The organism is Reyranella sp. (genome assembly GCF_030651995.1).
Taxonomy (GTDB): Bacteria; Pseudomonadota; Alphaproteobacteria; order Reyranellales; family Reyranellaceae; genus Reyranella.
Genome location: NZ_JAUSBN010000071.1, coordinates 1 through 26,453 on the forward strand (window position 1 = coordinate 1; position 26,453 = coordinate 26,453).

Genomic DNA, 26,453 nt, shown 5'->3' on the forward strand with positions numbered 1-26,453 from the left:
TCGGGACCTTCGTCGACGGTGCCCCCTGGATCTCTCGATCCTCGCGCCTCAGTCTCTGAGGCGGTTCCGGCGGCCCCGCTCGTCGTCGGGAGCCGGGCTTATATGGGTACCCCCCAACACCGTCAACGGGAAATTTACGAAAAGCGCTGCCTCTCTTGATAACGGCGTCTTTGTGTTCGTTGCGGGGACCCGCACCTACCGAGACTCCGACAGGGCCTCGAACATCTGCAGCCACAGACCCTCACGACTCCAGCAGTTGAAGCACCCGCCGATCGTCCATTCGCCGTTGCGACCATGTAGCAGCTACAGCTCGATCCGAGCCCCCTCCTCGTCGGCAAGCCACTGAAGCCGTTTGCTCACATCAAGGCTCCCTCCTGGAGCCATGAATGATCAACCAAAATCCGACGCGAGATCCTATTTGGTACGGACTCTGGCGCACAATTCCAGCTCCCGATCAGGTCACCGCGATGGGGCCGCCGTTCGATCCCGTCGCGCCCCTGATCGGTGCCGGCGAGAAGATGTAGGCGAACTGGTACTTGCGGTCGGCGATGAGCCCCGTGAAATCCAGGTTCTCGTGGTTGAAGATGCCGTTCTTGGTGATCAGCTCGGCATGGACCGGAAAGGCCAGGTCCTTGTTGGGGTTTGGCACCACCTCGGTCGCCCAGGTATCTGCACCGGTGAGCGCGATGCCCTTGTCGATGAACCACTTGGCGGCTTCCATCCCGATGCCGGGTTCACCACCGTTGAACTTGTCGTTGTTCTTCATCCAGAGCTTGCCCCAGCCGGTATTGAAGAACACGGCGTCGCCCTCCTTGATGTCGGCTTCCTGCATGTTCTGCTTCTGCAGCGCCGCCTTCAGGTCGGCGATGGAGATCTCCTGCCCGGCCTCCATCATGCCGCCCTTGACCGCCTCGACGTCGAACAGGTGACCTCGCGTGAAGAATGGCTTCACCTGCTCGATGCCGAGCTTCTTCATACCGTAGGCGCTGCCCATCTCCTGCTCGGTGACGCCGTTGTAGTAGCGCATTTCGTTCTTGTCACCGTCCTTGCCCATCTGGATGCCGATGTGCGCCAACCCGTCGAACTGCGTTCCCGTCTGGCCGATCTCGGTCGACAGATACTCGTCGTTGTAGATCAGCTTGTTGGCGCCGAACGGGCCGCCGGTCGGACCACCGGGAATGCGCAACGTGAACGCGCGCTCGCCGAACTTGGGCATGGCCGATTCATAGATGCGGCCGATGCGATAGACCTTGCCGTCCTTGATCAGCTTCACCGTGTCGAGGACCTTCGCGGGCGTCATGTAGTTGGAGGCGCCGGCCTGGTCGTCCTTGCCCCACTTCGGATGCGGCCACCATGCTTTGTCGGTCGCCGCAGGAGCCTGCGCGACCTGCTGTGCGTGCGCGACGCCAGCCGCCAGCGTGCCGGCGGCGACGGCGCCGCCGATCAGACCCGCCGTCAGGAACGAGCGACGATCCTCATCGATCCCCTGCTGCACCTGCTTGAAGTGTTCCTTGTCCTGAAGATACCTCGAGTCCATGGACGCTCCTCCTTTTCCTTATTGATATCGAAAGCGTCATACCCTCACGTTGCATCGTCAAGCGGAAGCGTCATCGTTACTTTGTTACATATGCGTATGTGAGGGTGTCACCGATGAGCCTGTTCGATCCCGACAAGTCGGCCGAGCGCCTGCCGGTGACGCTGATCACCGGCTTCCTCGGCAGCGGCAAGACCACGCTTCTCAACCGCGTGCTCGGCGACCCGCGCATGGCCCGCAGCCTGGTGCTGGTGAACGAATTCGGTGAGGTCGGACTCGACCATCTGTTCATGGAGCAGGTCGGTGGAGACATGGTGCTGCTGCAATCGGGCTGCGTGTGCTGCACCATCCAGGGCGATCTGGACAACACCCTGCGCGACATCGCCCGCCGCCGCGCAAAGGACGAGATGCCGCCCTTCGACCGAGTGCTGCTGGAGACGACGGGCCTTGCCGATCCCGCGCCGATCCTGCAGCTCCTGCTCAACCACCCGATGATCAGTCACGACTACCGGCTCGACGGTGTCGTGACGACGGTCGACGCCGTGAACGGTGCGCGCCAGCTCGACGAGCACCCCGAAGCGCTGAAGCAGGCGGCGGTCGCCGACCGTCTGCTGATCAGCAAGACCGACCTCGCGGAGATCGCCGCCAGCGCCGGGCTACGCGCCAGGCTGGCTGGGATGAATCCGGGCGCTTCCCTCTTCGAGATCGTGCAGGGCGACGTCGATCCGGCTCTTCTGTTCGACTCAGGCCCCTTCGACCCGTTGGGCAAGAGCGACAAGGTGCAGGCATGGCTGAACGCGGAGGCTCACAATCATGCGCCCCATGCCCACGACCAAGACCGGTCACGGCACGATGCGCACATCGCCTCTTTCTGCCTTACATTCGACGAGCCGCTCGACTGGGACCTCTTCAATCGCTGGCTCATGGCCGTCCGCGCCTCGTGGGGCGACCGGCTTCTGCGCGTGAAGGGGGTGCTCAACGTCTCAGGTAAGAGCCAGCCACTGGTGATCCACGGCGTGCACAGTACCTTCCATCCGCCCACCCTGCTCGCCCGCTGGCCGGATGCCGAGCGGCGCTCGCGGCTGGTTTTCATCACCCGGGACCTCGACCGCGCTGCGGTCGAGGCGAGCTGGGCGGAGATGAAGGAGGCCGTCAGGCCCTAGGCGGCATCCTGCTTGGGCAGGACATCCTCGTACTTCTTGAAGCCGGGAAGCTTCTCGACCCGGCCCATCCAAGCCGTCACGTTGGTATAGGGGGCGAGATCGATTGCGCCTTCCTCGGCATAGGCCACGTCGCCGTAGGCCGCGACATCGGCGATGGTCGCCTCGCCGCCGACCAGAAAATCCGACTTGGCCAGCGCGGCATCGAGCACCTTGAGGGCGTCGTTCGCCTGGTTGACGTACATCTGATGGACGTTGTCGTCGGCCTTCATGAAGCCGCGCTTGATCGCGCGCGGGCGATAGATGTTGGAGGCCAGCCGGTCGAACTCCCAGAACAGCCACTCGCGCACCCGCGCCTTCTCCTCGGGCGTCTTGCCGCCCATCTTGCCGAACTTGTCGGCGAGATAGAGCAGGATCGAGCCCGACTGGCAGAGCTTGAGATCGCCGTCGACCAGCGCCGGCACCTGGCCGAAGCGGTTGATGGCGAGATACTCCGGCTGCTTGTGCGCGCCGGCGCGAAGGTCGACATGCTTGTAGGCGAAGGGCTGGCCCATAAGCGAGAGTGCGAGCCCTGCCTTGTAGGTCGGGCCGCTCAGCCAAATTCCGTATAGCGTCATCTTGGACATCGATATCTCCCTCAAATTCAGGCTTCCAAGCATCGCACTTGAGGCGGGCCGGGGTAAGCCTGTATGAGCGGGCATGAAGATTTCAGCACGCGATATCGATCACCTTTCCTTGACCGCGTCGGACCCCGCGGATACCGCCGCCCGACTGGGCCAGATTGGCTTCAATCTGACACCCGACGGGGTCGAGCCTCGCTGCATCTGCTTCCAGCCCGACCGGGACGACGTGCCGAATTACATCGAGTTGCTGCAGGGCCACCCGCCTCAGATTGCACTGGCACTGAACGTCGCCGAACTCGAGGGCGAGGAGCGCACGCATGCCTGGGAGACCGAGGACGGTTTCGAGGTCGATGCCGGGGTCGTGGTCGGCGAGAGTGCAGGCCCCCTTCCCTGGTTCCCGGTGAAGCACGAGACGCCCGATGCCTTCATGGAACCTGAATGGATCGTCCATCCCAATGGCGCGCTGGGCATGATGGCCATCCACGCCATTGCCGAAAAGCCCAAGGACACTGCCAAGGCGCTCAAGGCGGCCTGGGGCGCCAACGTCGAGGAGATCTTCGACGGTTGCACCATGGTGAAAGCGGGCTCCGTCGAACTGCTGATCTGGTCGCCTCTCGCTTTCCAGCTCGAGTATAAGGCGCTCGAGATGATGCCACCGAGCGAGTTGCCGGCGGTCGTCGGCGCCGCCATTGCCATCGAGCGGGCGCGCCCGCTGCAGGGACTGCTCAGCGCCAACAACGTGCCCTTCGCCCTGGCCGAAGGTGATCGCGTTCTGGTCGCGCCCGAGCAGACCGGCGGCCTGATGATCGAGTTCATCCCGCAGAACTGACACGGACGCTTTTAGAACGCCGGCACCGGGGCCTGAGGCACGTTCTTCCAGAAGTCCGGATCATGTCCGAAGAAGAGCCGTGCACCGCTCTTCTCGAGAGCTTCGAGCCGGTCGAGCGAGGCCAGCATCTGCTCGCGGTCATAGACGAAGCGCGGCAGGCGGCGTTCGCGCAGGGTCCGGCAGAAGTAGCAGGCGTCGCCGGTGATCACGATCTCGCCCGCCTCGGTGCGCACCTTGAGCGATTGATGACCCGGCGTATGGCCGTAGGTCGGTATACAGACCACGGAGCCGTCGCCGAACAGGTCGTGCTCGCCCTCGACCTGCTTCACCGGATGGCCATGGTCGAAGTCGGCGCGGAAGAAGCCGACCTTGGCCGCCGTCTCCGGGTCCTGCGCCGCCTGCCATTCGCGCTTCTGCACCACCATCGTGGCGTTGGGCACCAGCTCGTTGCCGCCGGCATGATCGAAATGCAGGTGGCTGTTCACGATGAAGTCGACCTTGCCGGGATCGCGGTCGATCGCTTCAAGTCGCGACTTGACGTCGTCCTCGGGACCGTACTGCTCGAAGCCGAAGATCCGCGCCACGCCAGCGCCCATGCGGCCGGCCGCGTCGGTGCGGCACTGCGGGTGCATGCCGGTGTCGAACACCGCCCGTCCCTTCGGGTGTTCGATCAGGTAGGAGGGAATGGGCAGCGTCACCTGCCCGTCCTCGCCCTCGATCATGTCCTTGAGGCGGCCGACCAGGCGGCCGCAGGTCATGGCGTAGAGCTTGACGGCCATCGTCAGGCGTCGAGCGCTTTTTTCAGCAGCTCGTTGACGACCTTCGGGTTGGCCTTGCCTCCGGTCGACTTCATGACCTGGCCGACGAACCAGCCGAACAGTGTGGGCTTGGCCTTGTAGGCCGCGAGCTGGCCGGGGTTGGCGTCGATCACCGCCTTGATGGCGGCTTCAATGGCGCCGGTATCCGTCACCTGCTTCAGGCCGCGTTCCTCCACCAGGACGGCCGGGTCCTTGCCCGTCTCCTCCATGGCGGCGAACAGGTCCTTGGCGATGCGGCCGGAGATGGTGCCGTCCGCCTGAAGGTCGAGCAGCTTACCGAGATGGGCGGCGCTGATCGGCGAGGTCTCGAAGGTGGCGCCGCGCCGGTTCAGCATGGCGAAGAAATCGCCGGTTACCAGGTTGGCGGCCTGCTTGGCGTCGCGGCCCTTGGCGACAGCCTCGAAGAACTCCGCCGTCGACTTTTCGGCCGTCAGTACGCCCGCGTCATAGGGCGAGAGACCGAAATCCTTGATGTAACGGTTCTTCCGCGCGTCGGGCAGCTCCGGCAGGGTGGCCCGGATCTGGTCGACATAGTCCTGCGTGAAGATCAGCGGCAGGAGGTCGGGATCGGGAAAGTAGCGATAGTCCTGCGCGTCTTCCTTCGAACGCGACGAACGCGTCTCGCCGCGCCCCGGATCGAAGTTCCGGGTTTCCTGCTTGATCGTGCCGCCACCTTCGATCACCTCGACCTGGCGGCGCGCCTCGTATTCGATCGCCTGCTTCACGAAGCGGATCGAGTTCACGTTCTTGATCTCGCAGCGCGTGCCCAGCTCGCCGCCCGGCCTGCGCACCGACACGTTGACGTCGCAGCGCATGGAGCCCTCGTCCATGTTGCCGTCGCAGGTGCCGAGATAGCGCACGATCGAGCGCAGTTTGGTGAGATAGGCCGCCGCTTCGTCGGCGGTGCGCATGTCGGGCTTGCTGACGATCTCCATCAGTGCCACGCCCGACCGGTTCAGGTCGACATAGGTCTGGCTGGGATGCTGATCGTGCATACTCTTGCCCGCATCCTGCTCGAGGTGCAGCCGCTCGATACCGATCTTCTTGGTGACGCCGCCGTCGAGATCGATCTCGACCACGCCCTCGCCCACGATCGGATCCTTGTACTGCGAGATCTGGTAGCCCTGCGGCAGGTCCTGGTAGAAGTAATTCTTGCGGTCGAAGATGGAGCGCAGGTTGATCCTGGCGTTGAGTCCGAGACCGGTCCGGATCGCCTGCTCCACACAGCGCTCGTTGATCACGGGCAGCATGCCGGGCATGGCGGCGTCGACCAGCGACACCTGCGTGTTGGGATCGGCGCCGAACGCCGTCGGCGCGCCTGAGAAGAGCTTGGCGTCGGAAATCACTTGAGCGTGGACTTCCAGCCCCAGCACGATCTCCCACTCGCCGGTTTCACCTTTGATGAGCGACATGGCGGTTAGATAGCCAATAGCGACCCGCTTGGCAAAAAGATCGGTCTGCGACGTCGCGTTACGCCACATTTTCGGCACAAGATCACACTACCCGATGCCGAAGAGGCTGAAGTAAAAGCTTGGGTAAGGAGCGGCCGCTTTCGGCGCGCCCACAACAAGACGTATCCGCAGGGAGGATTTCAATGACGACATTCAATCGCCGTACGCTGCTCGTCGGCGCCGCCGCCGCGACGCTGGGGGCGCCGGCCCTCGTTCGCGCCCAGGCCGCCCCCGACTGGCCCAAGGGGGCCCTCAAGATCATCGTTCCCTTCCCGCCGGGCGGCTCGACCGACCCGGTGGCACGCATCATCCAGGCCAAGATGATCGAGAACACGGGCTGGAACATCCTGGTCGACAACAAGCCGGGCGGCACCGGTGCGGTCGGTTCGGCGATCGCTGCCAAGGCCGCGCCCGACGGCCAGACCTGGATGCTGACCTTCGACAGCCACATCCTCAATCCCGCCTTTGCGTCAGGCCTGCCCTACAAGGATTCCGAGCTGTTCAACGTCATGCAGATCGGGCGTACGCCGCAGGCGATCTGCGCGCACCCCGACCGGCCCTACAAGACCTTCGCCGAGGTGATCACCGACGCCAAGGCGCGGCCGGGCAAGGTCAATGTCGGCGTACTCGGCGCCAGCCAGGCGCTGGTGCTGATGACCCTCATCAAGAAGGAGAATGGCGTCGACCTCAATCTGATCCCGTACAAGGGCGGCGGGCCGCTCAACCAGGACATCCTGGCGGGCGTCACCGACGTCGCCATCGGCAGCCTGACGTCCTTCAGCCCGCATGTCCGCGCCAACAAGGTCCGGGCGCTGGCCGTGACCGGCGAGAAGCGCACACCGGCGCTCCCCGACACGTCCACGCTCATCGAGCAGGGCGTCAAGGCCTTCCCCTCCTACTCCTGGTGGGGCGTCTACGCGCCGACCGGCACCCCGCGTCCGATCGTCGACCGCATGCATGCGGAGATCAAGAAGGCGGTCCTGGCGCCCGACGTGACGCAGAAGTTCGTCGACCAGTTCAACATGGAGATCCTGACGACTTCGCCCGAGGAGTTCGCCGCCTACCAGAAGAGCGAACAGGAGCGCTGGTTCAAGGTCATCAAGGACAACGACATCAAGGGCGACTGACCGCCCTCGATGCCGACTGCGCGCGGGCCGCTCAGGCGGTCCGCGCGCCGCGCACCAGACGGCCCGGCAACGCGCCCGTCGCCTCACCGTCGCGATACGTGACCTGCCCCGACACGATGGTCGCGCGATAGCCGGTCGCGCGCTGCAGCAGGCGCTTGCCGCCGGCCGGCAAGTCCCACTTCATGATCGGCGCCTCGACGCGGAGCCTGTCGAAATCGATGACGTTGAGGTCGGCCTTCTTGCCGACCGCCACGACGCCTCGGTCGCCGAGGCCGACCGCCTTCGCATTGTCCTGCGTGTGGCGCTTCACCAGCCACGACACGTCGAGCCGGCCGCTCTTGCGGTCGCGGCCCCAATGCGAGAGCAGCGAGGTCGGGAACGAGCCGTCGGAGATCAGGCCGACATGCGCGCCGCCGTCGCCCAGCCCGATCAGCGTGTGCGGGCTCTGCATCATCTCGCTGCAGCAGTCGAGGTTGTAGGCGGCGTAGTTGGCGAAGGGTGCAAAGATGAAGTTCTTGCCCTCACCTTCGATCAGGTAGTCGTACACGACCTCGCGCGGATCGCGGTTCTCGCGACGCGCGCGCGCGCCCAGCGAGCTTTCCTGCGGCGGCTCGTAGTCCGGCGGATCGCCCAGCGGGAACATGCGATCGAAATCGGTGAGGCGCGCCGCCATGGCCGAGCGCAGCGGCTCCTGGCTCTCCTTGAGGATCTGAGCGCGGAACGTGGGATCGCGCATGATTGCGAGGCGCTCCGCGACCGTCTTGTTCTGGATCGCCTTGTAGGAGGCGCACATCGAGAACGGGATTCGGCTCGCCTGCAGTCCCTGCAGGACGCCGATCGGGCGTGGCGCCACTTGCGCCTTGGCGCTATGGCCCTTGGCGACTAGGCCTTCGACCAGCCCGAGCAGTCTGCGCCAGCCGTCGGGCCGCGAGTGGGCCTGCGCCAGCGACACCGAGAACGGCCGGCCCGAGGCGGTGAGCAGCCGGTCGAGCATCTCGAACTCGCTCTCTGCGTTTGGCGTGTTGAAGTCCGAGATGAATTCGATGACGCCGCGGCCCGCATCCTTCATGCCGAGCGCGATACCCAGAAGCTCCTCCTCCGAGGCGCGCAGCGACGGCGTCGGATCGCCCTTCACGGTGCGATGGTTCAGTGTCCGCGAGGTCGAAAAGCCGATGGCGCCGTCGCGCATCGCCTGCGCGGTCAGCGCACGCATCTGCGCCACTTCCTCGGTCGTCGCCTCTTCGAGGCGCGCGGCGCGCTCGCCCATCACGAAGACGCGTAGCGCCCCGTGAGGCAGCTGCGCGCCGAGATCCATGTCGCGAGGCTTGGCGTCGAGCGCGTCGAGATACTGGCCGAACGATTCCCAGGACCAGTTGAGGCCCTCGTCGAGGGCGGCGCCGGGAATGTCCTCGACGCCTTCCATCAGCTCGATGAGGCGCTGCCGGTCCTCGATCTTCACCGGCGCGAAACCGACGCCGCAATTGCCCATCACGGCCGTGGTGACGCCGTGCCAGCTCGACGGCTGCAGGTAGGAATCCCAGGTGGCCTGACCGTCATAGTGGGTATGGATGTCGACGAAGCCGGGCGTGACCAGCATGCCCTTGCCGTCGATCTCTTCCGTGCCCTGACCGCTCACCTTGCCGACGGCAGCGATCTTGCCGTCCTTCATCGCGACGTCGGCTTCCGTGATCGCAGCACCCGTGCCATCCGCCACGTTGCCGCCGCGCACTACGAGATCGAAATCCGCCATATTCGTTTCCTCCGGGGTTCCCGAAAGCTTACGCCTTCGGGGCGGACCCGTCTCCACGGCTCACGCGAGACGAATTGCAGAACGAGCGCATCGTTTCGCGATACGACGTTTCTTCTTCAGTACCCCGCGGCGCGAGCGCTGAAGTCCGCCGCCTTCTCCATGGCGGCGGCCGCGCGCAGCAGCGTCTCCTCGTCGAAGGACCGGCCGATCAGCTGCAGGCCGAGCGGCAGCCCGTCCTTGTCGAGGCCGGCCGGCACCGAGATGCCAGGCAGGCCCGCCATCGACGCGGGGATCGTGAACATGTCGTTGAGGTACATGGCCACCGGATCATCCATCTGTTCGCCCGCGGCGAAGGCCGCCGTCGGCGCCGTCGGTGTCAGCAGGACATCGCACTTCTCGAAGGCCTGCTTGAAATCGCGCGCGATCAGCGCCCGGATTTGCTGCGCCTTCGTGTAGTAGGCGTCGTAGTAGCCGGCCGACAGCACGTAGGTCCCGATCAGGATGCGGCGACGGGTTTCCTTGCCGAAGCCGGCGCCGCGCGTGTTCTCATAAAGTTCGGTCAGGTCCTTGCCCGGAACGCGCAGGCCGAAGCGAACGCCGTCGTAGCGCGCGAGGTTGGACGAACATTCCGCCGGCGCCACGATGTAATAAGCCGGCAAGGCGTACTTAGTGTGCGGCAGCGAGACTTCGACCGGGTCGGCGCCGGCCGCCTTCAGCATCTCCATGCCTTTCGACCACAGGGCCACGATCTCCTCGGACGTCCCGTCGACCCGGTATTCCTTAGGAATGCCGACCTTCATGCCCCTGATGTCGGGGTTGCGCGCCGCGGCGGCGAAATCCGGCACCGGCAGCGGCGCCGACGTCGAGTCCTTCGGATCGTGTCCGGACATGGCCTGCAACAGCAACGCCGTGTCCTCGACCGTGCGGGCGAAAGGCCCGGGCTGGTCGAGCGAACTGGCGAAAGCCACGACGCCCCAGCGCGAGCAGCGGCCGTAGGTCGGCTTCAGGCCGACGATGCCGCAGAACGCCGCCGGCTGGCGGATCGAGCCGCCGGTATCCGTCCCCGTGCTGCCAGGAACCATGTAGGCAGCGACCGCCGCCGCCGAGCCGCCGGAGGAACCGCCCGGAACCAGCTTGCGGTTGTCGCCCTTGCGCTTCCACGGATTCTCGACGCCGCCGAAATGGCTGGTCATGTTCGAGGAGCCCATGGCGAACTCGTCGAGGTTGGTCTTGCCGACCATCACCGCGCCCGACTTCCACAGGTTCGCCGTCACCGTGCTCTCGTATTGCGGCACGAATCCTTCGAGGATCTTCGACGCAGCGGTCGTCTGTACGCCTTCGGTGCAGAACAGGTCCTTGATCGCGAGCGGCACGCCCTCGAGCAGGCCGGCCTCACCCTTGGCCCGCCGTGCGTCGGAGGCCTTGGCCATCTCGCGCGCCTTGTCCGGCGTCTCGGTGATGAAGGCGTTCAGCGCGCGATGCTCGTCGAGCTTCGCGAGGTGCGCATCGGCAACCTCGACCGCGCTCGCTTCCTTCTTCGCCAGCGCTGCGGAAAGCTGGGCGATCGTCAGGTCGGTAAGAGCCGCCATCGTCTACTCCACCACCTTCGGAACGGTGAAGAAGCCGCCGGCATTCCTGTCGGACGGGTCGATGTACACCGCGCCGTCCGGCGCATTGGCCAGCACCTTGGCCGCGATGCCGCCATCTGTGACCTTGTCGGCACGCATCGGGAGAGTGACATCGGAGACCGACGACATCGGCTCTACATTGTTGGTGTCGACCTCGTTCAACTGCTCGATCCAGGCAAAAATGCCTGAAAGCTCGCCGGCCAGCGGCGCCAGTTCTTCCTCGGGAACCTTCAGACGGGCCAGCCGCGCGATGCGCGCCACGGTCTCCTTGTCGAGCGACATTCCAGCACTCCAAAACGCCCAGAAACAAAGCATTAATCGCGGTTGGTAGCCGGTTTGCCCTTCGTGGGCAACCGAACCGTCGTGGCTGCCTCAGGCGCGCCGGGCCGCCACTTCCTCGATCGCTGCCCGCACCTCGGGCTTGCGCGACAGGAGCTGGTTGAAATCCTTCTTGTAGAGGACCAGCAGGTGGCAGTAGCCGTTGGCGACGACGTCGGCGTTGCGCGGCTGGGAGCTCAAAAGTCCCATCTCACCGAAGAAGTCGCCCTCCTTGAGGGTCACCGTAACGGTGCGGGCATGGACGGTCACCTCGCCCGCGGCAACGAAGTACATGGCATCGGACGGTCCGCCGACCCGGATGATCTTCTCTCCGGGGAAGGCGACCAGGGCACGCAGCCGCTTGCCGACCTGAACGATGGTCTCACGGTCCAGCGCTGCAAACAGCGACACACGGCCGATCATGGCCTGCAGTTCGAGGCCGAGGTCGAGAGGCGGACGCTGGCTCACGGCACTGCGCCGCTCGGCAAGCTTGTCCCGGAGGTCGTTGTAGACCTCGCGGCTGATGATGCCCTCGTGCAACCGACGGACATACTCCTCCGCTTCGAAGCGGATCGCGGCCCGCTCGAGCTGGCGCTGCTGCACCGATTCAGAGTAGCCGGGGTATTGCAGCGAGAGCGCCTTGAGTGCGCCTTCCACACCTGACTGGCGACTGGCGATCAACGCCGCGAGCCGCTGTTCGGCATCGTGCCCGAGGAGGTCGGCGACGGAATTCGCGTTGAACACCGCGAGTTCCCCGAGCACGCTGAGCGACACCATCAGGATCTCGAATCGATCGGCCAGACGCTCTGTCAACATGCGTTCGAAGCCGAAACGGCGATGCAGCCACAGCGCGACTCGAAAGCCGTAATTCGGCTTCGATATTTCCTCCAGCCACTCCCCGTAACCCTCGACCCCCTTGTCGCGCACCGTATCGATCAGGCGGTCGGCGTTCGCCGCCAGGATGGCCACCATGCGCCGCGACAGGATCTGCTGCTGGAACAGCTCGAGATAGAGTTCCTTTTCGCGGGTGCAGAGAGTCACCAGGCCGATCTTGATCCGTTCGTCGAGATCTAGCGCCAGCTCCGCCGGCACGGGCTCCACCGCGGGATCCCCCGCCGACGCGGGATCGACGGCGAAGCCCTCCGTGCGTTCATTGTGCTGCCGGAGGATTTCCCGAAGATGTCGGTCGACGTTGATACGCGACAGCGCAAGCACCCGGTCGCGCAGAGCCAGCTCGAGGCGGCTGAGCTTGTCGAGACCAAACAGACGCATCACCAGTCCAAGGGTCGTTGCATTCACGAACAGGGTGAACAGCACGAACAGGACGGCCGAGATGGCGATGAAGTCGCGCGTTGCCTCGGGGAGGCGCAGGTTGCCGGCGGCAACCATGGCCAGCACGATCGTCACTGCGCCGCGCAGGCCGCCCCATACCAGGATCGCCTTGTAGCGGCGGTTCACGGGTTGAACGAGCTTAGAGGTTTCGAGCACCGGCAGCATGCCGAACACAACCAGCGCCCGCGCCAAGAAGGCGCCTATCGCAACGGCCGCGACACCCCAGATATAGAGCCAGTCGATCTTGAGCAGCACATCGGCCGCGATCATCGAAGCCAACACGAAGATCAGGCAGTTCGCCCAGAACTCGAGCTGCGCCCAGACCTGACGCAACGCCGTCCATTGCCGGGGATGCAGGTGGGTCGGCCCATAGGCCGCCACGGTGAGCGCTGCCATGACGACCGAAACCACTCCGGAGACGTGGATATAGTGGTCGGCGACGATGAAGCAGAGATAGCTGAGACTGACCGTGACCGAGGCGATGGCAGCATCGGAATCGCCCAGCCGGGGAAGAATCATCATGGCAACTCGTGCCATGGCGAAACCCAGCATCAGGCCGCCGACGAATTCGCGCAGGAACACGCCGACCGCCGCCGTCGGATCCGCGGGCATGGCGGAATCGCCGGATGCGCGCGCCACCAGGATGCTCATGAAAAGGCCGAAGGCCGCGATCGCCACTGCGTCATTGAGCAGAGACTCGCCCTCGGCCAGGATCGACAGCCTCTTGGGGGCGCCAACGTCTCGGAAGATGCCGATGACCGCCGCCGGATCGGTCGTCGAGACGACCGCGCCGAGCAGGAGGCAGACCACGATGTCGATACCGGTCGCAAAATGGACGACCCCCGCAACGCAGGCGATGCAGACGAGCACGGCAACGACCGCCAGCAGGAGGACCGCGTGAATCTCGTCCATCAGGCGCCGGACGTCGATCGTCAGGCCGGCGGTAAACAGCAGCGGCGGAAGGAAAAGCGGCAGGAACACCTCGGTCCCGACCTCGAGCTTATCGAGACCGACGAAAGCGTCGGAAAGAACTCCGAGGTCTATGCCGCGACTGATGATCCACGACCCGAGAAAGCCCATGCCCATGCCGGTAATCGCCAGCAGCACGGTATGCGGCAGCCGGAATCGCTCGGCGAGGGGCACCAGCACGCTTACGACGGTGAGGACGATCGCAATCGCCAGCAGGGCATAGAGAGTATCTGTCACCTTGTCTGAACGCCTTTCTCGCGGGCCGTGTCGACCCAGTCCGCTGCACGCCTTATAACCTCGGCAATGGCTCGCTTGGCAGTCCTGATTCACGGCATGTGGGGAACACCCGGCGTCTGGCATCGTTGGCGCCCGTTCCTCGACGAGCGTGGGTGGCAAACAATTGCACACCCGCTGAGACATCACGACGTGCCGCCGGATGCACCGCCTGGTGCACTGGGTGAAACCAGCCTGCTCGACTATGTCGCCGATCTGGAGAAGACGATTCTGGCTCTCCCGGAGAAGCCGGTGGTCATCGGCCATTCGATGGGAGGATTGCTGGCGCTGCTGTTGTGCGCCAAGGGCCTCGCACGGGCCGGCGTGCTGCTCACCCCTGCTCCACCCTCGAGCATCCTCGCGATCAGGCCCTCCAACCTGCTGGCCTTCGCCCGGATCCAGGCGCGCTGGGGGTGGTGGCGAAAGCCGCACAGGGCAACACTCGGCGAGGCGCTTTCGTACACTTTCAATACGGCAGGCCACGCCATGGGCGAGAAAGAGCATTCGTCCTTCGTTCACGAGTCGGGACGTGCGCTGCTCGAAATCGCCTTGCCCTGGCTCGATTGGGCAAAGGCCGCGACGGTCGATCCACGACGCGTGACTGTGCCCCTGCTCTTCGTCGCCGCCGAAAAGGACAAGCTCGTACCGCCCGGCGTCGTGCGCCGCACCGCGAAGCACTTCGCCCACGTGTCCGATTATGTCGAGTATGAAGACCAGGGACACTGGGTGCTCGGACAACCCGGGTGGAAGCGCGTTGCGGATCACGCCGAAGCCTGGCTGACGGGCAAGGCGCCCTGAATGCCCGTCATGGACTTTCCCGAATTCAAGGCGCTGCTCGTGCGCGACGGCCGGTTGATGGCGCTCGATCTCGGCAGCAAGACCATCGGCGTGGCGACATCCGACGTGATGAGAATGCTGGCAACGCCCCTCACCACTGTGAAGCGCACCAAGCTGGCGGCGGATCTCGCCGCGCTCGCCGAGCTCGCGCGCAAGCACGAGGTAAAGGCTTTGGTGGTCGGCCTGCCCCTCAACATGGATGGCACCGAAGGTCCGCGCTGCCAGTCGGTGCGGCAGTTCGTGACGAACATTCAGAACCATGGTGCGCCGACGCTCGCCGCCCTGCCGATCGTCTTCCAGGACGAAAGACTCAGCACCGCGGCGGTGACACGCGGCATGATCGACGATTACGACATGACACGCGCCAAGCGCGCCGAACGTGTCGATGCGGCCGCGGCGGCCTGGATCCTTGAAAGCGTGATCGCGCGGTTGCGTTAACCTTAATCGCGCACCGCGAGTGCGGTGTTCGAGCAAGCTGTTCGTCGAAGTCTGCACGACGAACGCATGCTTTCGTACTATGCAACCATGTTGCGCTATTGCAGCTTCGCGCGTACTTCAGTCGGGACTTACACGAACAACGAGGATTGGCAGCATGAAGATCAAGTCGATGGCCTTTGATGACTTGGTGGTGATGCGGGCGCAGATCGAAGCCGAGATCGAGACGCGTATTTCAAAGCAGCGCATGAAGTTGATCGAAGCTATTGCAGAACTTCGTGGAACGATCCCTGCGAAGGGCGGCTCGGAGCGTCGCGGCAAATCGCATCCGCTCAAGGGAAGAGAGCTGCCGCCGCTCTATCGCAATCCGAAGAATGCCGAGGAAACATGGGCCGGTCGCGGCAATCGCCCGAGGTGGCTGACGGCCGCGCTCAAGAGCGGAAAGAAGCTGGAAAGCTTCCTGATCAAGTAGAGCCGAACCCTATACCTCGCATCGCGGCGTCGAAGGCGCTTCAAGGGCAGAGCGGTGCCGGCGATGGGCGAGCCAGCGCTTCGGCATCCAGCGAGCGGAGGAAGGCCACGAGATCGGCGCTCTGCTCCACCGTCAGGCCCAGCGGCCGGACCAGGGGTATGCCATCGCTGTGGAGGCGATCGGGACTAACCTCGGAATAGTGCCTTATGACGTCTTCGAGCGTTGCGAGGCTGCCATTGTGCATGTACGGGCCGCCGCGGCCCACCTGGCGCAGGCCGGGGACACGAAACTCCCCGAAGTTCGTATGCTGACGCTGGACATGCCGCGTACGCCGGGCGTTGCTGCCGGACGCATCGTCATTGTACTTGCCGAGCAGGTTGAAGGGGCTGGCCGCCAGTCGGCCCAGCCCGCCGTGTCGGCCAGGATCGACCTCGCCCGGTCGGACGAAGAACGGGATGCCGATGTCGCCGAACTCGCCGCTCGTGAAGCGTGGCCCGAGATGGCAGAGGTTGCAGCTGGCCTCGCCGATGAACAGCTTCAGCCCGCGTTGCGCCGCGAGCGGATAGCGTGACGCGCTTTCGCGATCACCGGCCAGCAAAGCATCGCGGAAGTCATCGAAGCCTGTGCGCGGGCTGACCAGTGTCGCCTGGAAGGCCGCCAACGCCTTGGCCGTGTCGACCAGCAGCCGCTCGTCATCGCTTCCGGGCCTGCTTCCGAATGCTCGTTCATAGCCGCAGGCGAACGCGGCATCGCTTCGCAGCAGTTCGCCGGCGCGCGTCGGGCCGCCGTTCATCTCTCGGGGATCGAGCAACGGACGGATGCTCTGGGCCCACAGCGAGTCGCCCGCCCCGTCCCAGCCGAACCAGTGCAGATACCCGATGTTCCACAGCGATGGTGTGCGGCGATCGAGTTCGACCGCGCCGCGCGCTTTGGCGAGACCGTCGCTCCATTCGCGGCCAGCCTGATGGCACGTGGCGCAGCTCATGCGTCCATCTCCCGACAGGCGCGGCTCGTTGAACAGATGCTCGCCCAGCGCGATGCCGGCGGGCGTGCCGGACACTTTGTTCGAGGGGTCTTGCACAGGCGGCGGGGGCCAGGGGCCGTGCTGCCCGACTGCCCTGATTTCCTCGGCCGACCAGTCGAGCAGATGCTGCGCACGGACGCCGACGGCCCCTGCCGCCAGCAAAGAAACCAGCAGCAGCAGTCGGATCACTTGAGGATGATATCGTGCGTCAGGCGCTCGCTCTCGCTGCCCGCACGTACGTCGAAGGTGATTTCCCAACGGCCGGGCATGTGGAACAAGAGCCCCTCGGCCCTGAAGCGACCGTTACCCTTCGCCACGATGGTGGCCCGGTAGTTCATGCCATGTCGATGCTCGGGCATGTTGGCATCCACTGCCAGCAGCTCGGCGGCACCGCTGCGCCTGGTGCAGACATTGACGAGCAGGGCGAACGGCTCGCCCACTTCGATGCGCAGCGGATCGGACCGGAACGCCATCAGGTAATGATCGGAAAAGACGACCCATCCGGTGCCGCGTCCCAGGTCTAGCGGGCAGTCGTCGGCCCAGGCCGGCGTCGCCAGGAGAACTCCCAGCAATGCCGCGGCAAGCCTCACGGCGCGCCTCCGAACAGCCGGTCGCCATTTTCGTACGCGATCTTGCGCGCGACGTCCGGCGGCAGGTCCGAAAGCCACTGCCGCGACCAGCGGGCATTCTCGATCACATAGTGCCAGCGCTCCGGCGTGAAGGTGTCGCTGCCCAGCACGAAGCGGTCGGGAAACTCGATGAAGAGTTCGCGCCAGCCTGGCGCCACCTTGCCGTTCGAGACGTGCGCGGTGAGGAAGGCGAGATCGCACCACAGGGTCGGATACCGGCGCAGCATCTCGCGCACCGTCTCCGGCCGCTCGAAGCCCGAATGCGCCCACAGGACCTTGGCGTTCGGGTCCTGCTGGAAATGCCGCGTCACGGCATCGGCATCGGAATGCGAATGCAGGAAGAGCCCGTACTGCTTTGCCAACTCGACGACGCGACGCACGTTGGGCAGGTCGGCATCGGCGCCGTAGATGTGGAACTCGCCGATCGCCCTGTACCTGCGCTTCGACAGCAGGTCCTCGAGATACGGGATCACCGTCGGATCCTTCGCCCAGGTCGAGATCTCGCCGCGCGAACGATAGGGCCGCAACTCGGGCACGATCATGCCCGGCGCCACGTCCTGCAGCATTTTGGTGCCCTCGTTGTTGGAGCTCGACACCATGGCGCGCTTTATGCCGGCCTTCTTCAGGATCTCGACCACTTCATTCGGCGGCACGACCGACCAAGCGTCGTGGCTGTAATGCATGTGGGCATCGAAGATCGGCAGCTCGTCGGCCGCCCGCGCGGTGGAGACGCCGGTGGCAAACACCAGGAAAAGCACGAGGGAGAAGAGGCGCATCGTCGATCCTTCAGCGGCCGGTCTTCGGCGGGCAGGCGTAGTTGAAGCTAATCGAGATGCGTTCGCCGGAGAAGTGCGCCGGCGGCACCTCGTGGCGCAGCCAGCTTTCGAACAGCACCAGATCGCCGTCATGCGCCGCCACGCTTACGAAGGCACGATAGGCTTCCGGGGCATCGGCGCGACGCGGCGGCGCGGCCATCTGGTAGCCGAGCCGCGGGTCCTCGAACTTGATCGCGCCCGCCCCCTTCGGCACCGACACGTAATAGGTCCCGCTAATGAAGGAGGTCGGATGGATGTGCATTGAATGGACCGTGCCGGCCGGCATGAGGTTGGCCCAGCAATCCGTCATCGCGAGAGTCCGGCTGGCCAGATCGTAATGGAGGTCGCGCGCGAAGCTCTTCACGTGCACATCTATTCGGCGGCGCAGCCGGTCGAACAGCGAGGAAACGAGGTGCAGACGGTCGAGGGAACCATAGGACGTATAGCCGCCGAGATAGTGCTTGGCCGACCAGCGCTGTCCCGCCGCATCCGAGGCCGCCAGCGACTGGCATTCGTCGGCGAGATCCTGGTTGAAGCGCCGCCAGCGCCGGTCGACGAGCGACTCGCGATAGATAAGGGTCGGGAAAAGAGCACGGCTCGTCATGTCGCGATTATCGATGATGCGGGCTTCACGTGCTATGTTTTCCGCATGCTGACCGATCATCAAATCGAGACCTACCGCCGCGACGGCTATCTCGTGATCCCGCGCCTGATCGAGGGGGCGCAGCTCGCCGAGCTCCGCACGCTGACCGACCGGCTGGTCGCCGAAGCGCGCGGCGTATCGGCCAATGACGATCTCTACGATCTCGAGCCCACCCACAGCGCCACGATGCCGAGGGTGCGCCGGCTGAAGCCCGCCATCTTCAAGCGCCACGCCTTCTTCCGCGACCTCGCCCGCGACCCGAAGATCACGTCCCTGCTTGCGCAGCTCATAGGCCCCGCCCTCCGCCTGCATGGCGGCAAGCTCAACATGAAGTCGGCGGGCTATGGCTCGCCGGTCGAGTGGCACCAGGACTGGGCCTTCTATCCGCACAGCAACGACGACGTGCTGGCGACCGGCATCTATCTCGACGATTGCGACGAGGCCAACGGGCCTCTCATGGTGGTCCCGGGCTCGCATCGCGGGCCGGTCCACGACCACCATGCCAACGGCCGCTTCTGCGGCGCGTTCGATCCAGAGGCGAGCGGGGTCGATGTCACGAAGGCCGTCCCGCTCATGGGTCCGGCCGGCTCAATGACCATCCATCATGCGCGGCTGGTCCACGGTTCGGCGCTCAACCGGTCCAATCGCCAGCGCCGGCTCCTGCTGCACGAATATGCCGCCGCCGATGCCTGGCCGCTGATGGGAGTCGCCGACTTCGACGAATTCAACAGCCGCATGGTGCTGGGCGAGCCGACGATCGAGCCGCGCGTCCGGCCGGCCCCGGTCCGCATGCCCCTGCCACCGGCCGATCACCAGGGCTCGATCTATGAAAACCAGCGCGGCTCGGGTCGGCGCTTCTTCGACACCTACGAAGAGCGGCCCGCCCTTGCCGATTAGGGCCACCCGCCCATGATCACGCGGCGGCGCGCGCTGGCGGCCGCGGGCATGCTGCTTGCCGCGCCGTCCGCGCACGCCCAACGCGTTCAATGGGCCGAATGGCTCGGCACCTATGCCGGCACCGCGCGCTATTATCGTTCGATTCCGCTGGAGGACATCGTCCCGCCGCCGAAGTCGCCGCGCGAGCAATACGATGACGGCATGCCTTTCGCTCTTCAGTTCGCGGTTCGTACGGTCGACGGCAAGCCCGCCGTCTGGCTGCGCATCGATGGCGGGCCCATGCAGACGGACGAGGTCGGCGAGACGATGTTTTTCGGGCCGGTGACGGACGGTGTGGCCTTGCTGCAATTGGCTGATGCGCGCGCGATGCCGCGTTCCGCGAGCCTGACGGCGCGGCCGAACCAGCTCGGGACGTCGGCGCTGTTCACCCACGCCGACGGCAGCTTCTGGCGGCGGTATTTCACCGCCACCTTCACGTCGGCCGGCGCCGACGTGATCCTCTGGGTCTTCGACGCCGCCGGGACGCGGGCCCGAACCTGGCGCGGCTCGACGACCCGTCGAGCCTGAGGCTCAGTCGGACCGCGGTCCGACGTAAGTCGACTGCGGCCGGATGAGGCGCCCGCCCTTCTCCTGCTCGAAGATGTGGGCGCACCACCCGGCGGCGCGGCCGACGGCGAACAAGGCGGTGAAGGCGCTACGCGGCACCTCGAGCGCCTCCAGCAGCAGCGCGGTGTAGTATTCGACGTTGGTGTCGAGCCGCTGCTTCGGCTTGTGCTTGCGCAACGAGGCAATGGCGCTGCGTTCGACCTCGACCGCGAAGGCCAGCCGGCCCGCCGTCTGCGGCAGCGTCGCCACGGCGTTCTTCAGCACGTCCGCCCGGGGATCGCGCTTCTTGTAGATTCGGTGACCGAAGCCCATCAGGCGCGTACCGTTGGCGAAGGCATTGTCCAGCCACGCCTCGGCGCGCTCGGGCGATCCGATCTCGTCGAACATGTCGAGCACCGGGCCGGGCGCCCCGCCGTGCAGCGGCCCCTTGAGGGCGCAGAGCGCCGCCAGCACCGACGAGATGAGCCCGGCGCGGGTCGAGGCGACAACCCTCGCGGTGAAGGTCGAGGCGTTGAAGCCATGGTCGGTGACGGTCGCGAGATAGATATCGAGCCCCTTCTCGAAAGCCTCGTCGGCGCGCTTGCCGCGGATCATGCGCAGGAGATCCTGCGCCGTCGTGAGGGCCGTATCCGGCGCGAGCGCCGGCTTTGAGTCGGCCGCCCGCAGCAGCGCGGCGAGGAAGACCGGGAGCGCGCCGCACACCAGGTAGTGATGCGGCGTGGGATCGGAATCCGGCAGCATGCCGAGGCCGACACGCAACCCCTCCACAGGGCTGAGCCCCTTGGCGGCGCCCAGCAGCTTCGGGACGTCCGCGAAGGCACGCTGGCGCGCCGCGGCCAGTCCGGCCCGCACCGCCGCCTCATCGCCGCCGCCCTCGGCGAAGCCTTCCCAGAGCCGTGCGGCGACGCCCTCGAAGCCGCACGTCTTCACGAGGTCCTCGATCGCCTGGCCGCGGACGATCAGCCTGCCGGCCTCCCCGTCCACCTCGCTCATCACCGTGTCGGCCACGATCACGCCGTCGAGCCCGCTGTCCACCCGTGTCTGCAGCATCGCAATCCCCTTGCTGTTCCGGGCTCAACATTCGATCCAGCCTATGTATTGTCAATATTGACTGTATTAATCCATAATAAGAAATGGCAATCGAATGGCTCACCTCCAAGGAAGCGGCGCGACGTCTGGGCGTTTCGGCCGCCACGCTCTACGCCTATGTGAGCCGCGGCCTGCTGCGCTCGGAAGCCACGAACGGCCAGCGTGAGCGGCGCTACAGGGCCGACGACGTCGCCCAGCTCAAGCGTCGCCGCGAGGTCGGCCGCAAGGCCGAGTCGATCGCCGCGAACGCCCTCGACTTCGGCACGCCGGTTCTCGAGTCCTCGCTGACGCTGATCGAGAACGGCCGCCTCTTCTATCGCGGCCAGGACGCGGCGCGGCTGGCACGCAACAGCTCCCTGGAACAGGTCGCCCAGCTCCTCTGGGACTGCGACGACCGGCCCTTCGCCGCGCGTAACCTGCCGCCCCTGTCCGCCGCCCTGCGCAGTGCCTGGCAGGCCGCCTCGGCCCTGCCCCCGGTCGATGCCTGCCTCGTGCTGCTGCCGGCCGCATCGCGCTGGGATCATCCGAGCTGGGTGGAAGATCGCCCCGCCATGCTCGAGACGGGCGCGCGCATCCTGCGGCTGCTGGCAGCCGCGGTAACCGGCCAGCCCCTCTCCGATCGCCCGATCCATGAGCAGGTGGCCACGGCCTGGAATGTTCCGCCCGAGCTCGCGCCGCTGATCCGTGCCGCCCTCGTCCTGTCGGCCGATCACGAGTTCAACGCCTCTGCCTTCGCCGCCCGCGTCGTGGCTTCGACCGGCGCCAATCTCTATGCCTCCACGATGGCGGGACTGGTGGCGATCAATGGCCCCCGTCACGGCGGACTGACGCGCCGCGTGGCGGGTCTCCTCGCCGATCTTGCGCAAGTACCCGACATCGACGCCGAGATCGCGCGCCGGGTGAGCGAGCGCATCTACATCCCGGGATTCGGCCACCAGCTCTATCCGGACGGCGACGTCCGCGCTCTCGTCCTCTTCTCGATGATGCGCGAGTTCGTCCCCGGCTCTGCAGAGCTGGCTTTCGCCCAGCGCGTGGCAAGCGCCGTCGAGCAGCAGATCGACCGCAAGCCGACCGTCGATTTCGCGACGGTCACCCTCGCCCGCGTCCTCGGCCTGCCGAAGGAGTCGGCTCTGGCCCTGTTCCTCCTCGGACGCACCGTCGGATGGATCGCGCACGCCATCGAGCAAGCCGCACACGGTGCGCTGATAAGGCCTCGTGCGCGTTACACCGGACCGCGTCCGCCGGCCTGATCCGCGCCGCACCGGTTATCCACCAAAACGCTTTCTTGCGAGGGCCGCGCGTGCGTGCTTAACGTCGCGCTTTAGTGACAAACAATCGCGCGGGCGTGCCGAGGTTGCCCCACCTTCTCGGCATCGAAGGTCTTTCGCCTGAAACGATTTCGGGCTTGCTCGACCTATCTGAAACCTACATCGACCAGAACAGATCCGTCGACAAACGGCGCGACAGGCTCGCCGGCCGGACGATCATGAACCTGTTCTTCGAGAACTCGACGCGCACGCGGACGAGTTTCGAGGTCGCCGCCAAGCGGCTCGGGGCCGACGTCATCAACATGGACGTCGCCACCTCCTCCGTGCGCAAGGGCGAGACCCTGCTCGATACGGCGATGACGCTCAACGCCATGCGGCCCGACGCCATTGTCGTGCGCCACCACGAGTCGGGCGCCGTCAATCTCCTGTCGCAGAAGGTCAACTGCGCCGTCATCAACGCCGGCGACGGGCAGCACGAACATCCGACGCAGGCGCTGCTCGACGCGCTCACCATCCGCCGACGACGGGGCAATCTCGAGGGTCTTCTGGTGGCGATCTGCGGCGACATCATGCACAGCCGCGTCGCCCGCTCGAACATCCACCTGCTGCAGATCATGGGCGCACGTGTGCGCGTGGTCGGCCCGCCCACCCTGATGCCGACCGACGTCGACAGGCTGGGCGTCGAGGTCCACTACAGCATGAAGACGGGCCTGAAGGACGTCGACATCGTGATGATGCTGCGGCTGCAGACCGAGCGGATGCAGGGCTCGTTCGTTCCCTCGATCAGCGAGTATTTCCATTTCTTCGGTCTCGACCGGGTCAAGCTGGAATATGCCAAGCCCGACGCCCTGATCATGCATCCCGGCCCGATGAACCGCGGTGTCGAGATCGACTCGGAGGTGGCCGACGATCTCGATCGCAGCGTCATCCACGAGCAGGTCGAGATGGGCGTCACGGTCCGGATGGCCTGTCTCGATGCCCTGATCGGCGGCCAACGCAACCAGTTCGGAGCCGTGGCGTGAGCGGAAAGATCGACAAGGCCGCGCCGCCGCATGCCGGTTCGACCGCCTACATCAATGCCCGCATCGTCGACCCCACCGGCGACGCCGAGTATCTCGGCGCCGTCCTGATCAGCGACGGCAAGATCGCCGACTTCGGCCCCAACCTCTTCGCCTCGGGCGCGCCCTACGGCATCCGGTCGGTCGACTGCCGCGGCTACTATCTCGCGCCCGGTCTGGTCGACACGCGCGTGCACACGGGCGAGCCCGGCGAGGAGCACAAGGAGACGCTGGAAAGCGCCGGCACCGCCGCCGCCGTGGGCGGCATCACCTCGATGGTGCTGCTGCCCGACACCGAGCCACCCTTCGACGACGCTTCGCTGATCGAGTTCGTTGCCCGTCGCGCCCGCCAGGTCAAGCTCGCCAACATGTATGCCTACGGCGCGCTGACAGTGGGCCTCGAAGGCAAGGAACTCGCGGAGATCGGCCTGCTCGCAGAGGCCGGCGCCGTGGCCTTCACGGATGCCGACCATGCCGTTGCCAGTGCGCAGGTCATGCGCCGCGCCCTCTACTACGCCAAGACCTTCGATGCGCTGATCGTCCACATGCCCCAGGAGCCGGCGCTGTCCGGCGGCACCATGACGAGCGGCGCGATGGCGACGCGCCTCGGCCTGTCCGGCTGTCCGCCGCTCGCCGAGGTGATGATGGTCGAGCGCGACATCAGGCTGGCCGAGATGACCGGCGGCCGCATGCACTTCACCAAGATCTCGACCGCGGAGTCGGTGGCGGTGATCGCCGCCGCCAAGGCCCGCGGCCTCCGGATCACCTGCGATACGGCCGCGCCCTACTTTGCGCTGAACGATCTCGCCGTCGGGGACTACCGCACCTTCTGCAAGCTCGTGCCGCCGTTGCGCGCCGAGAAGGACCGTGTGGCCGTCGTCGAGGGGCTGAAGGACGGCACGATCGACGCCATCGTGTCCGATCACCGGCCGCAGGATCAGGACAGCAAGCGCGTGCCCTTCGCCCAGGCGGAGCCGGGCGGCATCGGGCTGGAGACCCTGCTGCCGATCTCGCTCGAGCTTGTTCACGGCGGCCATATCACGCTGCCCCGACTCTTCCAGCGCCTGTCCAGCACGCCTGCGTCGCTGTTCGGCCTGCCCGCCGGCAAGCTGGCCAAGGGCGCACCGGCGGATCTCGTCCTGTTCGATGCCGATTATGCCTGGAAGATCGATCGCACCGACCTCTGGAGCAAGACCAAGAACTCGCCGTTCGACGAGCGCCCGGTGCAAGGCCGCGTCCTGGCAACGATCGTCGGCGGCCGGACGATCTACCGCGACGACAGCTTCGCAATGGCGGCAACCGCCGCCTAACCGATGCCTTCAAACGGCCATCTGGTCTGATATGGTCGTTTCGTCTCTCAACGGGGAACCGATGATGCTCCGGCACTCACTTCTTCTCGGCGTCGCGACCGTCGCGCTCGCCGGCACCGCGCACGCCCAGCCGCGCGGCGGCTCGCGCGACGACCTTCTTGACGCTTTGACGCGCCACATCCAGATCTGCAGCGAAATCACCGAAACTCAGGCGCGACTCTCCTGCTACGATCGCCTGCAGACCCAGGTCGGCGGCGTGCAGGCTCCTGCCGCGGCCCCCACGATGGCAGCCCCCGCCCCCGTAACCCCACCGACACCCACGCCGCTGCAGGCGACCCCAACACCGCTTTCGCCGATGCCGAGCACCGGCTCCTCGATCAGCGCCGCCCCTCTGACGCCCCAGCCTCTGGGCGTGCCCGGCGGCGGCACGGCGACCCTGGGCAGCCCCCAGCCGCTCGGCACTCCCGGGGCGGCTCCATATGATCCCAACGCGGCGTTCGATCCGAGCAGGTCCACCTACCGGCCGCCGGAGGCCATGGGCCCGAAGCCACAGCCGCAGGCCCGCCGCACCGGCCCGCGACCGGTGCCGAACTTCGCGACGCCGCAGCCGTTGGTCACCATCGGCGCCAACAACCTGACCTACGGGCCCTCGCGCTACTGGCAGGTCACGATCGTGCTGAAGTCCAACATCCAGCGCCCGATTGATACGCAGGCGGTCTGCACTTTCATGAATGGCAGTCGCGCTCTGGAGGACGCCTATTACGGCCCGGTGTCGATCCAGCCCGGCGAACAGATCACCACCGAGCTCATCGGGCCGCCCACCACGGCCTATGTCGATTCGACGAACTGCAGGCTCCTGAGCCCCTAGGACGCAGCGATGATCTCGACCCTGATCCTGATGGCTGGCCCGTTCCTGATGGGCTACCTGATGGGCTCGATCCCGTTCGGGTTGCTGCTGACGCGTGCGGCAGGACTGGGCGACATCCGCAACGTCGGCTCGGGCAACATCGGCGCCACCAACGTCCTGCGCACCGGGCGGAAAGGCCTCGCTGCCGCGACTCTGCTCTTCGATGCGCTGAAGGGCGTCGCGGCCGTGCTGATCGCCGACCAGGTGGGACAGCTGCCCGCCGTCGGCGCCGCTGCGGGCGCGGTGCTGGGCCACATGTTCCCGGTATGGCTGGGCTTCAAGGGCGGCAAGGGCGTCGCCACCACCCTCGGGGTCATGTGGGGCCTGTCCTGGCCGGTCGGCGCCATCGCCTGCGCCGCCTGGCTGCTGATGGCCGCGGTCTTTCGCTACTCTTCGCTGGCTGCGCTGCTCAGCGTGGTGATCGCCGCCATCGCCTCATGGTTCCTGACCGATCCGCGCGCCGCGATGCTGCTCACGCTGCTCGTGCCGCTTGTGTGGGTGCGCCACCACGAGAACATCGCGCGCCTGCTCAAAGGGACCGAACCCAAGATCGGCCAGGGCAAGAAGCGGGCGGCCTGACGTCCGCAGCATGGGTCGGATGTCGATCCGGCCGATGCGGCATGCCGCCGTTCCTGTCATAGCAGCGGCTGC

Annotated in this window: 26 protein-coding genes; 13 read left to right on the plus strand and 13 right to left on the minus strand. The window is 65.9% G+C overall.

What is annotated here, in order from left to right:
• Positions 1-454 precede the first annotated feature (454 nt).
• Positions 455-1,537 (minus strand): cyclase family protein, encoded by a 1,083-nt coding sequence (locus Q7V45_RS21895; protein WP_304856066.1) that lies wholly within the window; start codon positions 1,535-1,537, stop codon positions 455-457.
• 113 nt (positions 1,538-1,650) lie between these two features.
• Between Q7V45_RS21895 and Q7V45_RS21900 the strand changes: the two genes are divergently transcribed.
• Positions 1,651-2,697 (plus strand): GTP-binding protein, encoded by a 1,047-nt coding sequence (locus tag Q7V45_RS21900; protein WP_304856068.1) that lies wholly within the window; start codon positions 1,651-1,653, stop codon positions 2,695-2,697.
• On the opposite strand, the gene Q7V45_RS21905 is transcribed toward Q7V45_RS21900, so the two are convergent.
• Positions 2,694-3,320: a glutathione S-transferase family protein gene (locus tag Q7V45_RS21905; protein WP_304856071.1), complete on the minus strand. Its 627-nt coding sequence runs from the start codon at positions 3,318-3,320 to the stop codon at positions 2,694-2,696. The genes Q7V45_RS21900 and Q7V45_RS21905 overlap by 4 nt on opposite strands.
• Before the next feature lie 73 nt (positions 3,321-3,393).
• On the opposite strand from Q7V45_RS21905, the gene Q7V45_RS21910 reads away from it, so the two are divergent.
• Positions 3,394-4,146: a VOC family protein gene (locus tag Q7V45_RS21910; RefSeq protein ID WP_304856073.1), complete on the plus strand. Its 753-nt coding sequence runs from the start codon at positions 3,394-3,396 to the stop codon at positions 4,144-4,146.
• A gap of 11 nt (positions 4,147-4,157) precedes the next feature.
• Here Q7V45_RS21910 and Q7V45_RS21915 read toward each other — a convergent pair whose 3' ends face one another.
• Entirely contained in the window at positions 4,158-4,925 is a 768-nt protein-coding gene (locus Q7V45_RS21915; RefSeq protein WP_304856074.1) for an N-acyl homoserine lactonase family protein, read from the minus strand.
• Between the two features lie 2 nt (positions 4,926-4,927).
• Positions 4,928-6,376 (minus strand): Asp-tRNA(Asn)/Glu-tRNA(Gln) amidotransferase subunit GatB, encoded by a 1,449-nt coding sequence (gene gatB / locus Q7V45_RS21920; RefSeq protein ID WP_304856077.1) that lies wholly within the window; start codon positions 6,374-6,376, stop codon positions 4,928-4,930.
• Between the two features lie 182 nt (positions 6,377-6,558).
• Between gatB and Q7V45_RS21925 the strand changes: the two genes are divergently transcribed.
• A complete protein-coding gene (locus Q7V45_RS21925; RefSeq protein ID WP_304856078.1) occupies positions 6,559-7,542 on the plus strand; it encodes a tripartite tricarboxylate transporter substrate binding protein in 984 nt (327 codons plus the stop codon).
• 31 nt (positions 7,543-7,573) lie between these two features.
• Here Q7V45_RS21925 and Q7V45_RS21930 read toward each other — a convergent pair whose 3' ends face one another.
• The 4 genes from Q7V45_RS21930 to Q7V45_RS21945 all read right to left on the minus strand — a co-directional run bounded on the left by Q7V45_RS21930 (position 7,574) and on the right by Q7V45_RS21945 (position 13,776).
• Positions 7,574-9,292 carry an amidohydrolase family protein gene (locus Q7V45_RS21930; RefSeq protein WP_304856081.1) on the minus strand — a complete coding sequence of 573 codons (1,719 nt, stop codon included), beginning with the start codon at positions 9,290-9,292 and terminating at the stop codon, positions 7,574-7,576.
• Between the two features lie 116 nt (positions 9,293-9,408).
• Complete coding sequence (gene gatA / locus Q7V45_RS21935; protein WP_304856084.1) at positions 9,409-10,881, minus strand: Asp-tRNA(Asn)/Glu-tRNA(Gln) amidotransferase subunit GatA; 1,473 nt, start codon at positions 10,879-10,881, stop codon at positions 9,409-9,411.
• A 3-nt stretch (positions 10,882-10,884) separates the two neighbouring features.
• Positions 10,885-11,202: an Asp-tRNA(Asn)/Glu-tRNA(Gln) amidotransferase subunit GatC gene (gatC, locus tag Q7V45_RS21940; RefSeq protein WP_304856086.1), complete on the minus strand. Its 318-nt coding sequence runs from the start codon at positions 11,200-11,202 to the stop codon at positions 10,885-10,887.
• Between the two features lie 90 nt (positions 11,203-11,292).
• Positions 11,293-13,776 carry a cation:proton antiporter gene (locus tag Q7V45_RS21945; protein ID WP_304856088.1) on the minus strand — a complete coding sequence of 828 codons (2,484 nt, stop codon included), beginning with the start codon at positions 13,774-13,776 and terminating at the stop codon, positions 11,293-11,295.
• A 66-nt stretch (positions 13,777-13,842) separates the two neighbouring features.
• Here Q7V45_RS21945 and Q7V45_RS21950 point away from each other — a divergent pair, with 66 nt between their 5' ends.
• From Q7V45_RS21950 to Q7V45_RS21960, 3 genes are all read left to right on the plus strand, one after another.
• Positions 13,843-14,610, plus strand: coding sequence for an alpha/beta hydrolase (locus Q7V45_RS21950; RefSeq protein ID WP_304856091.1), 768 nt, complete (start codon positions 13,843-13,845; stop codon positions 14,608-14,610).
• Positions 14,611-15,087 carry a Holliday junction resolvase RuvX gene (gene ruvX, locus Q7V45_RS21955; RefSeq protein ID WP_304856094.1) on the plus strand — a complete coding sequence of 159 codons (477 nt, stop codon included), beginning with the start codon at positions 14,611-14,613 and terminating at the stop codon, positions 15,085-15,087.
• 154 nt (positions 15,088-15,241) lie between these two features.
• Positions 15,242-15,556 (plus strand): H-NS histone family protein, encoded by a 315-nt coding sequence (locus Q7V45_RS21960; RefSeq protein WP_304856096.1) that lies wholly within the window; start codon positions 15,242-15,244, stop codon positions 15,554-15,556.
• Positions 15,557-15,596: 40 nt separating this feature from the next.
• Here Q7V45_RS21960 and Q7V45_RS21965 read toward each other — a convergent pair whose 3' ends face one another.
• From Q7V45_RS21965 to Q7V45_RS21980, 4 genes are read right to left on the minus strand one after another with little or no spacing between them, the layout of a single operon-like run.
• Positions 15,597-16,769 carry a cytochrome-c peroxidase gene (locus Q7V45_RS21965; RefSeq protein ID WP_304856099.1) on the minus strand — a complete coding sequence of 391 codons (1,173 nt, stop codon included), beginning with the start codon at positions 16,767-16,769 and terminating at the stop codon, positions 15,597-15,599.
• Complete coding sequence (locus tag Q7V45_RS21970) at positions 16,766-17,170, minus strand: hypothetical protein (RefSeq protein WP_304856101.1); 405 nt, start codon at positions 17,168-17,170, stop codon at positions 16,766-16,768. Before Q7V45_RS21970 ends, Q7V45_RS21965 begins: the two co-directional genes overlap by 4 nt.
• A complete protein-coding gene (locus tag Q7V45_RS21975; RefSeq protein WP_304856102.1) occupies positions 17,167-17,985 on the minus strand; it encodes an amidohydrolase family protein in 819 nt (272 codons plus the stop codon). The genes Q7V45_RS21970 and Q7V45_RS21975 overlap by 4 nt, the downstream gene beginning before the upstream one ends.
• Positions 17,986-17,995: 10 nt before the next feature.
• Positions 17,996-18,628 (minus strand): TIGR02466 family protein, encoded by a 633-nt coding sequence (locus Q7V45_RS21980; RefSeq protein WP_304856104.1) that lies wholly within the window; start codon positions 18,626-18,628, stop codon positions 17,996-17,998.
• A 45-nt stretch (positions 18,629-18,673) separates the two neighbouring features.
• Between Q7V45_RS21980 and Q7V45_RS21985 the strand changes: the two genes are divergently transcribed.
• Positions 18,674-19,564 carry a phytanoyl-CoA dioxygenase family protein gene (locus Q7V45_RS21985; protein ID WP_304856105.1) on the plus strand — a complete coding sequence of 297 codons (891 nt, stop codon included), beginning with the start codon at positions 18,674-18,676 and terminating at the stop codon, positions 19,562-19,564.
• Between the two features lie 12 nt (positions 19,565-19,576).
• A complete protein-coding gene (locus Q7V45_RS21990; protein ID WP_304856107.1) occupies positions 19,577-20,131 on the plus strand; it encodes a hypothetical protein in 555 nt (184 codons plus the stop codon).
• Positions 20,132-20,134: 3 nt separating this feature from the next.
• Here Q7V45_RS21990 and Q7V45_RS21995 read toward each other — a convergent pair whose 3' ends face one another.
• A complete protein-coding gene (locus Q7V45_RS21995; protein ID WP_304856109.1) occupies positions 20,135-21,220 on the minus strand; it encodes a citrate synthase/methylcitrate synthase in 1,086 nt (361 codons plus the stop codon).
• 83 nt (positions 21,221-21,303) lie between these two features.
• Here Q7V45_RS21995 and Q7V45_RS22000 point away from each other — a divergent pair, with 83 nt between their 5' ends.
• The 5 genes from Q7V45_RS22000 to plsY all read left to right on the plus strand — a co-directional run bounded on the left by Q7V45_RS22000 (position 21,304) and on the right by plsY (position 26,381).
• A complete protein-coding gene (locus Q7V45_RS22000; RefSeq protein WP_304856111.1) occupies positions 21,304-22,509 on the plus strand; it encodes a citrate synthase family protein in 1,206 nt (401 codons plus the stop codon).
• Positions 22,510-22,583: 74 nt separating this feature from the next.
• A complete protein-coding gene (locus Q7V45_RS22005; protein ID WP_304856114.1) occupies positions 22,584-23,549 on the plus strand; it encodes an aspartate carbamoyltransferase catalytic subunit in 966 nt (321 codons plus the stop codon).
• A complete protein-coding gene (gene pyrC / locus Q7V45_RS22010; RefSeq protein WP_304856116.1) occupies positions 23,546-24,895 on the plus strand; it encodes a dihydroorotase in 1,350 nt (449 codons plus the stop codon). The genes Q7V45_RS22005 and pyrC overlap by 4 nt, the downstream gene beginning before the upstream one ends.
• 61 nt (positions 24,896-24,956) lie before the next feature.
• Positions 24,957-25,763, plus strand: coding sequence for a hypothetical protein (locus Q7V45_RS22015; protein WP_304856119.1), 807 nt, complete (start codon positions 24,957-24,959; stop codon positions 25,761-25,763).
• A gap of 9 nt (positions 25,764-25,772) precedes the next feature.
• Positions 25,773-26,381, plus strand: coding sequence for a glycerol-3-phosphate 1-O-acyltransferase PlsY (gene plsY, locus Q7V45_RS22020; RefSeq protein ID WP_304856121.1), 609 nt, complete (start codon positions 25,773-25,775; stop codon positions 26,379-26,381).
• Positions 26,382-26,453: the final 72 nt, after the last annotated feature.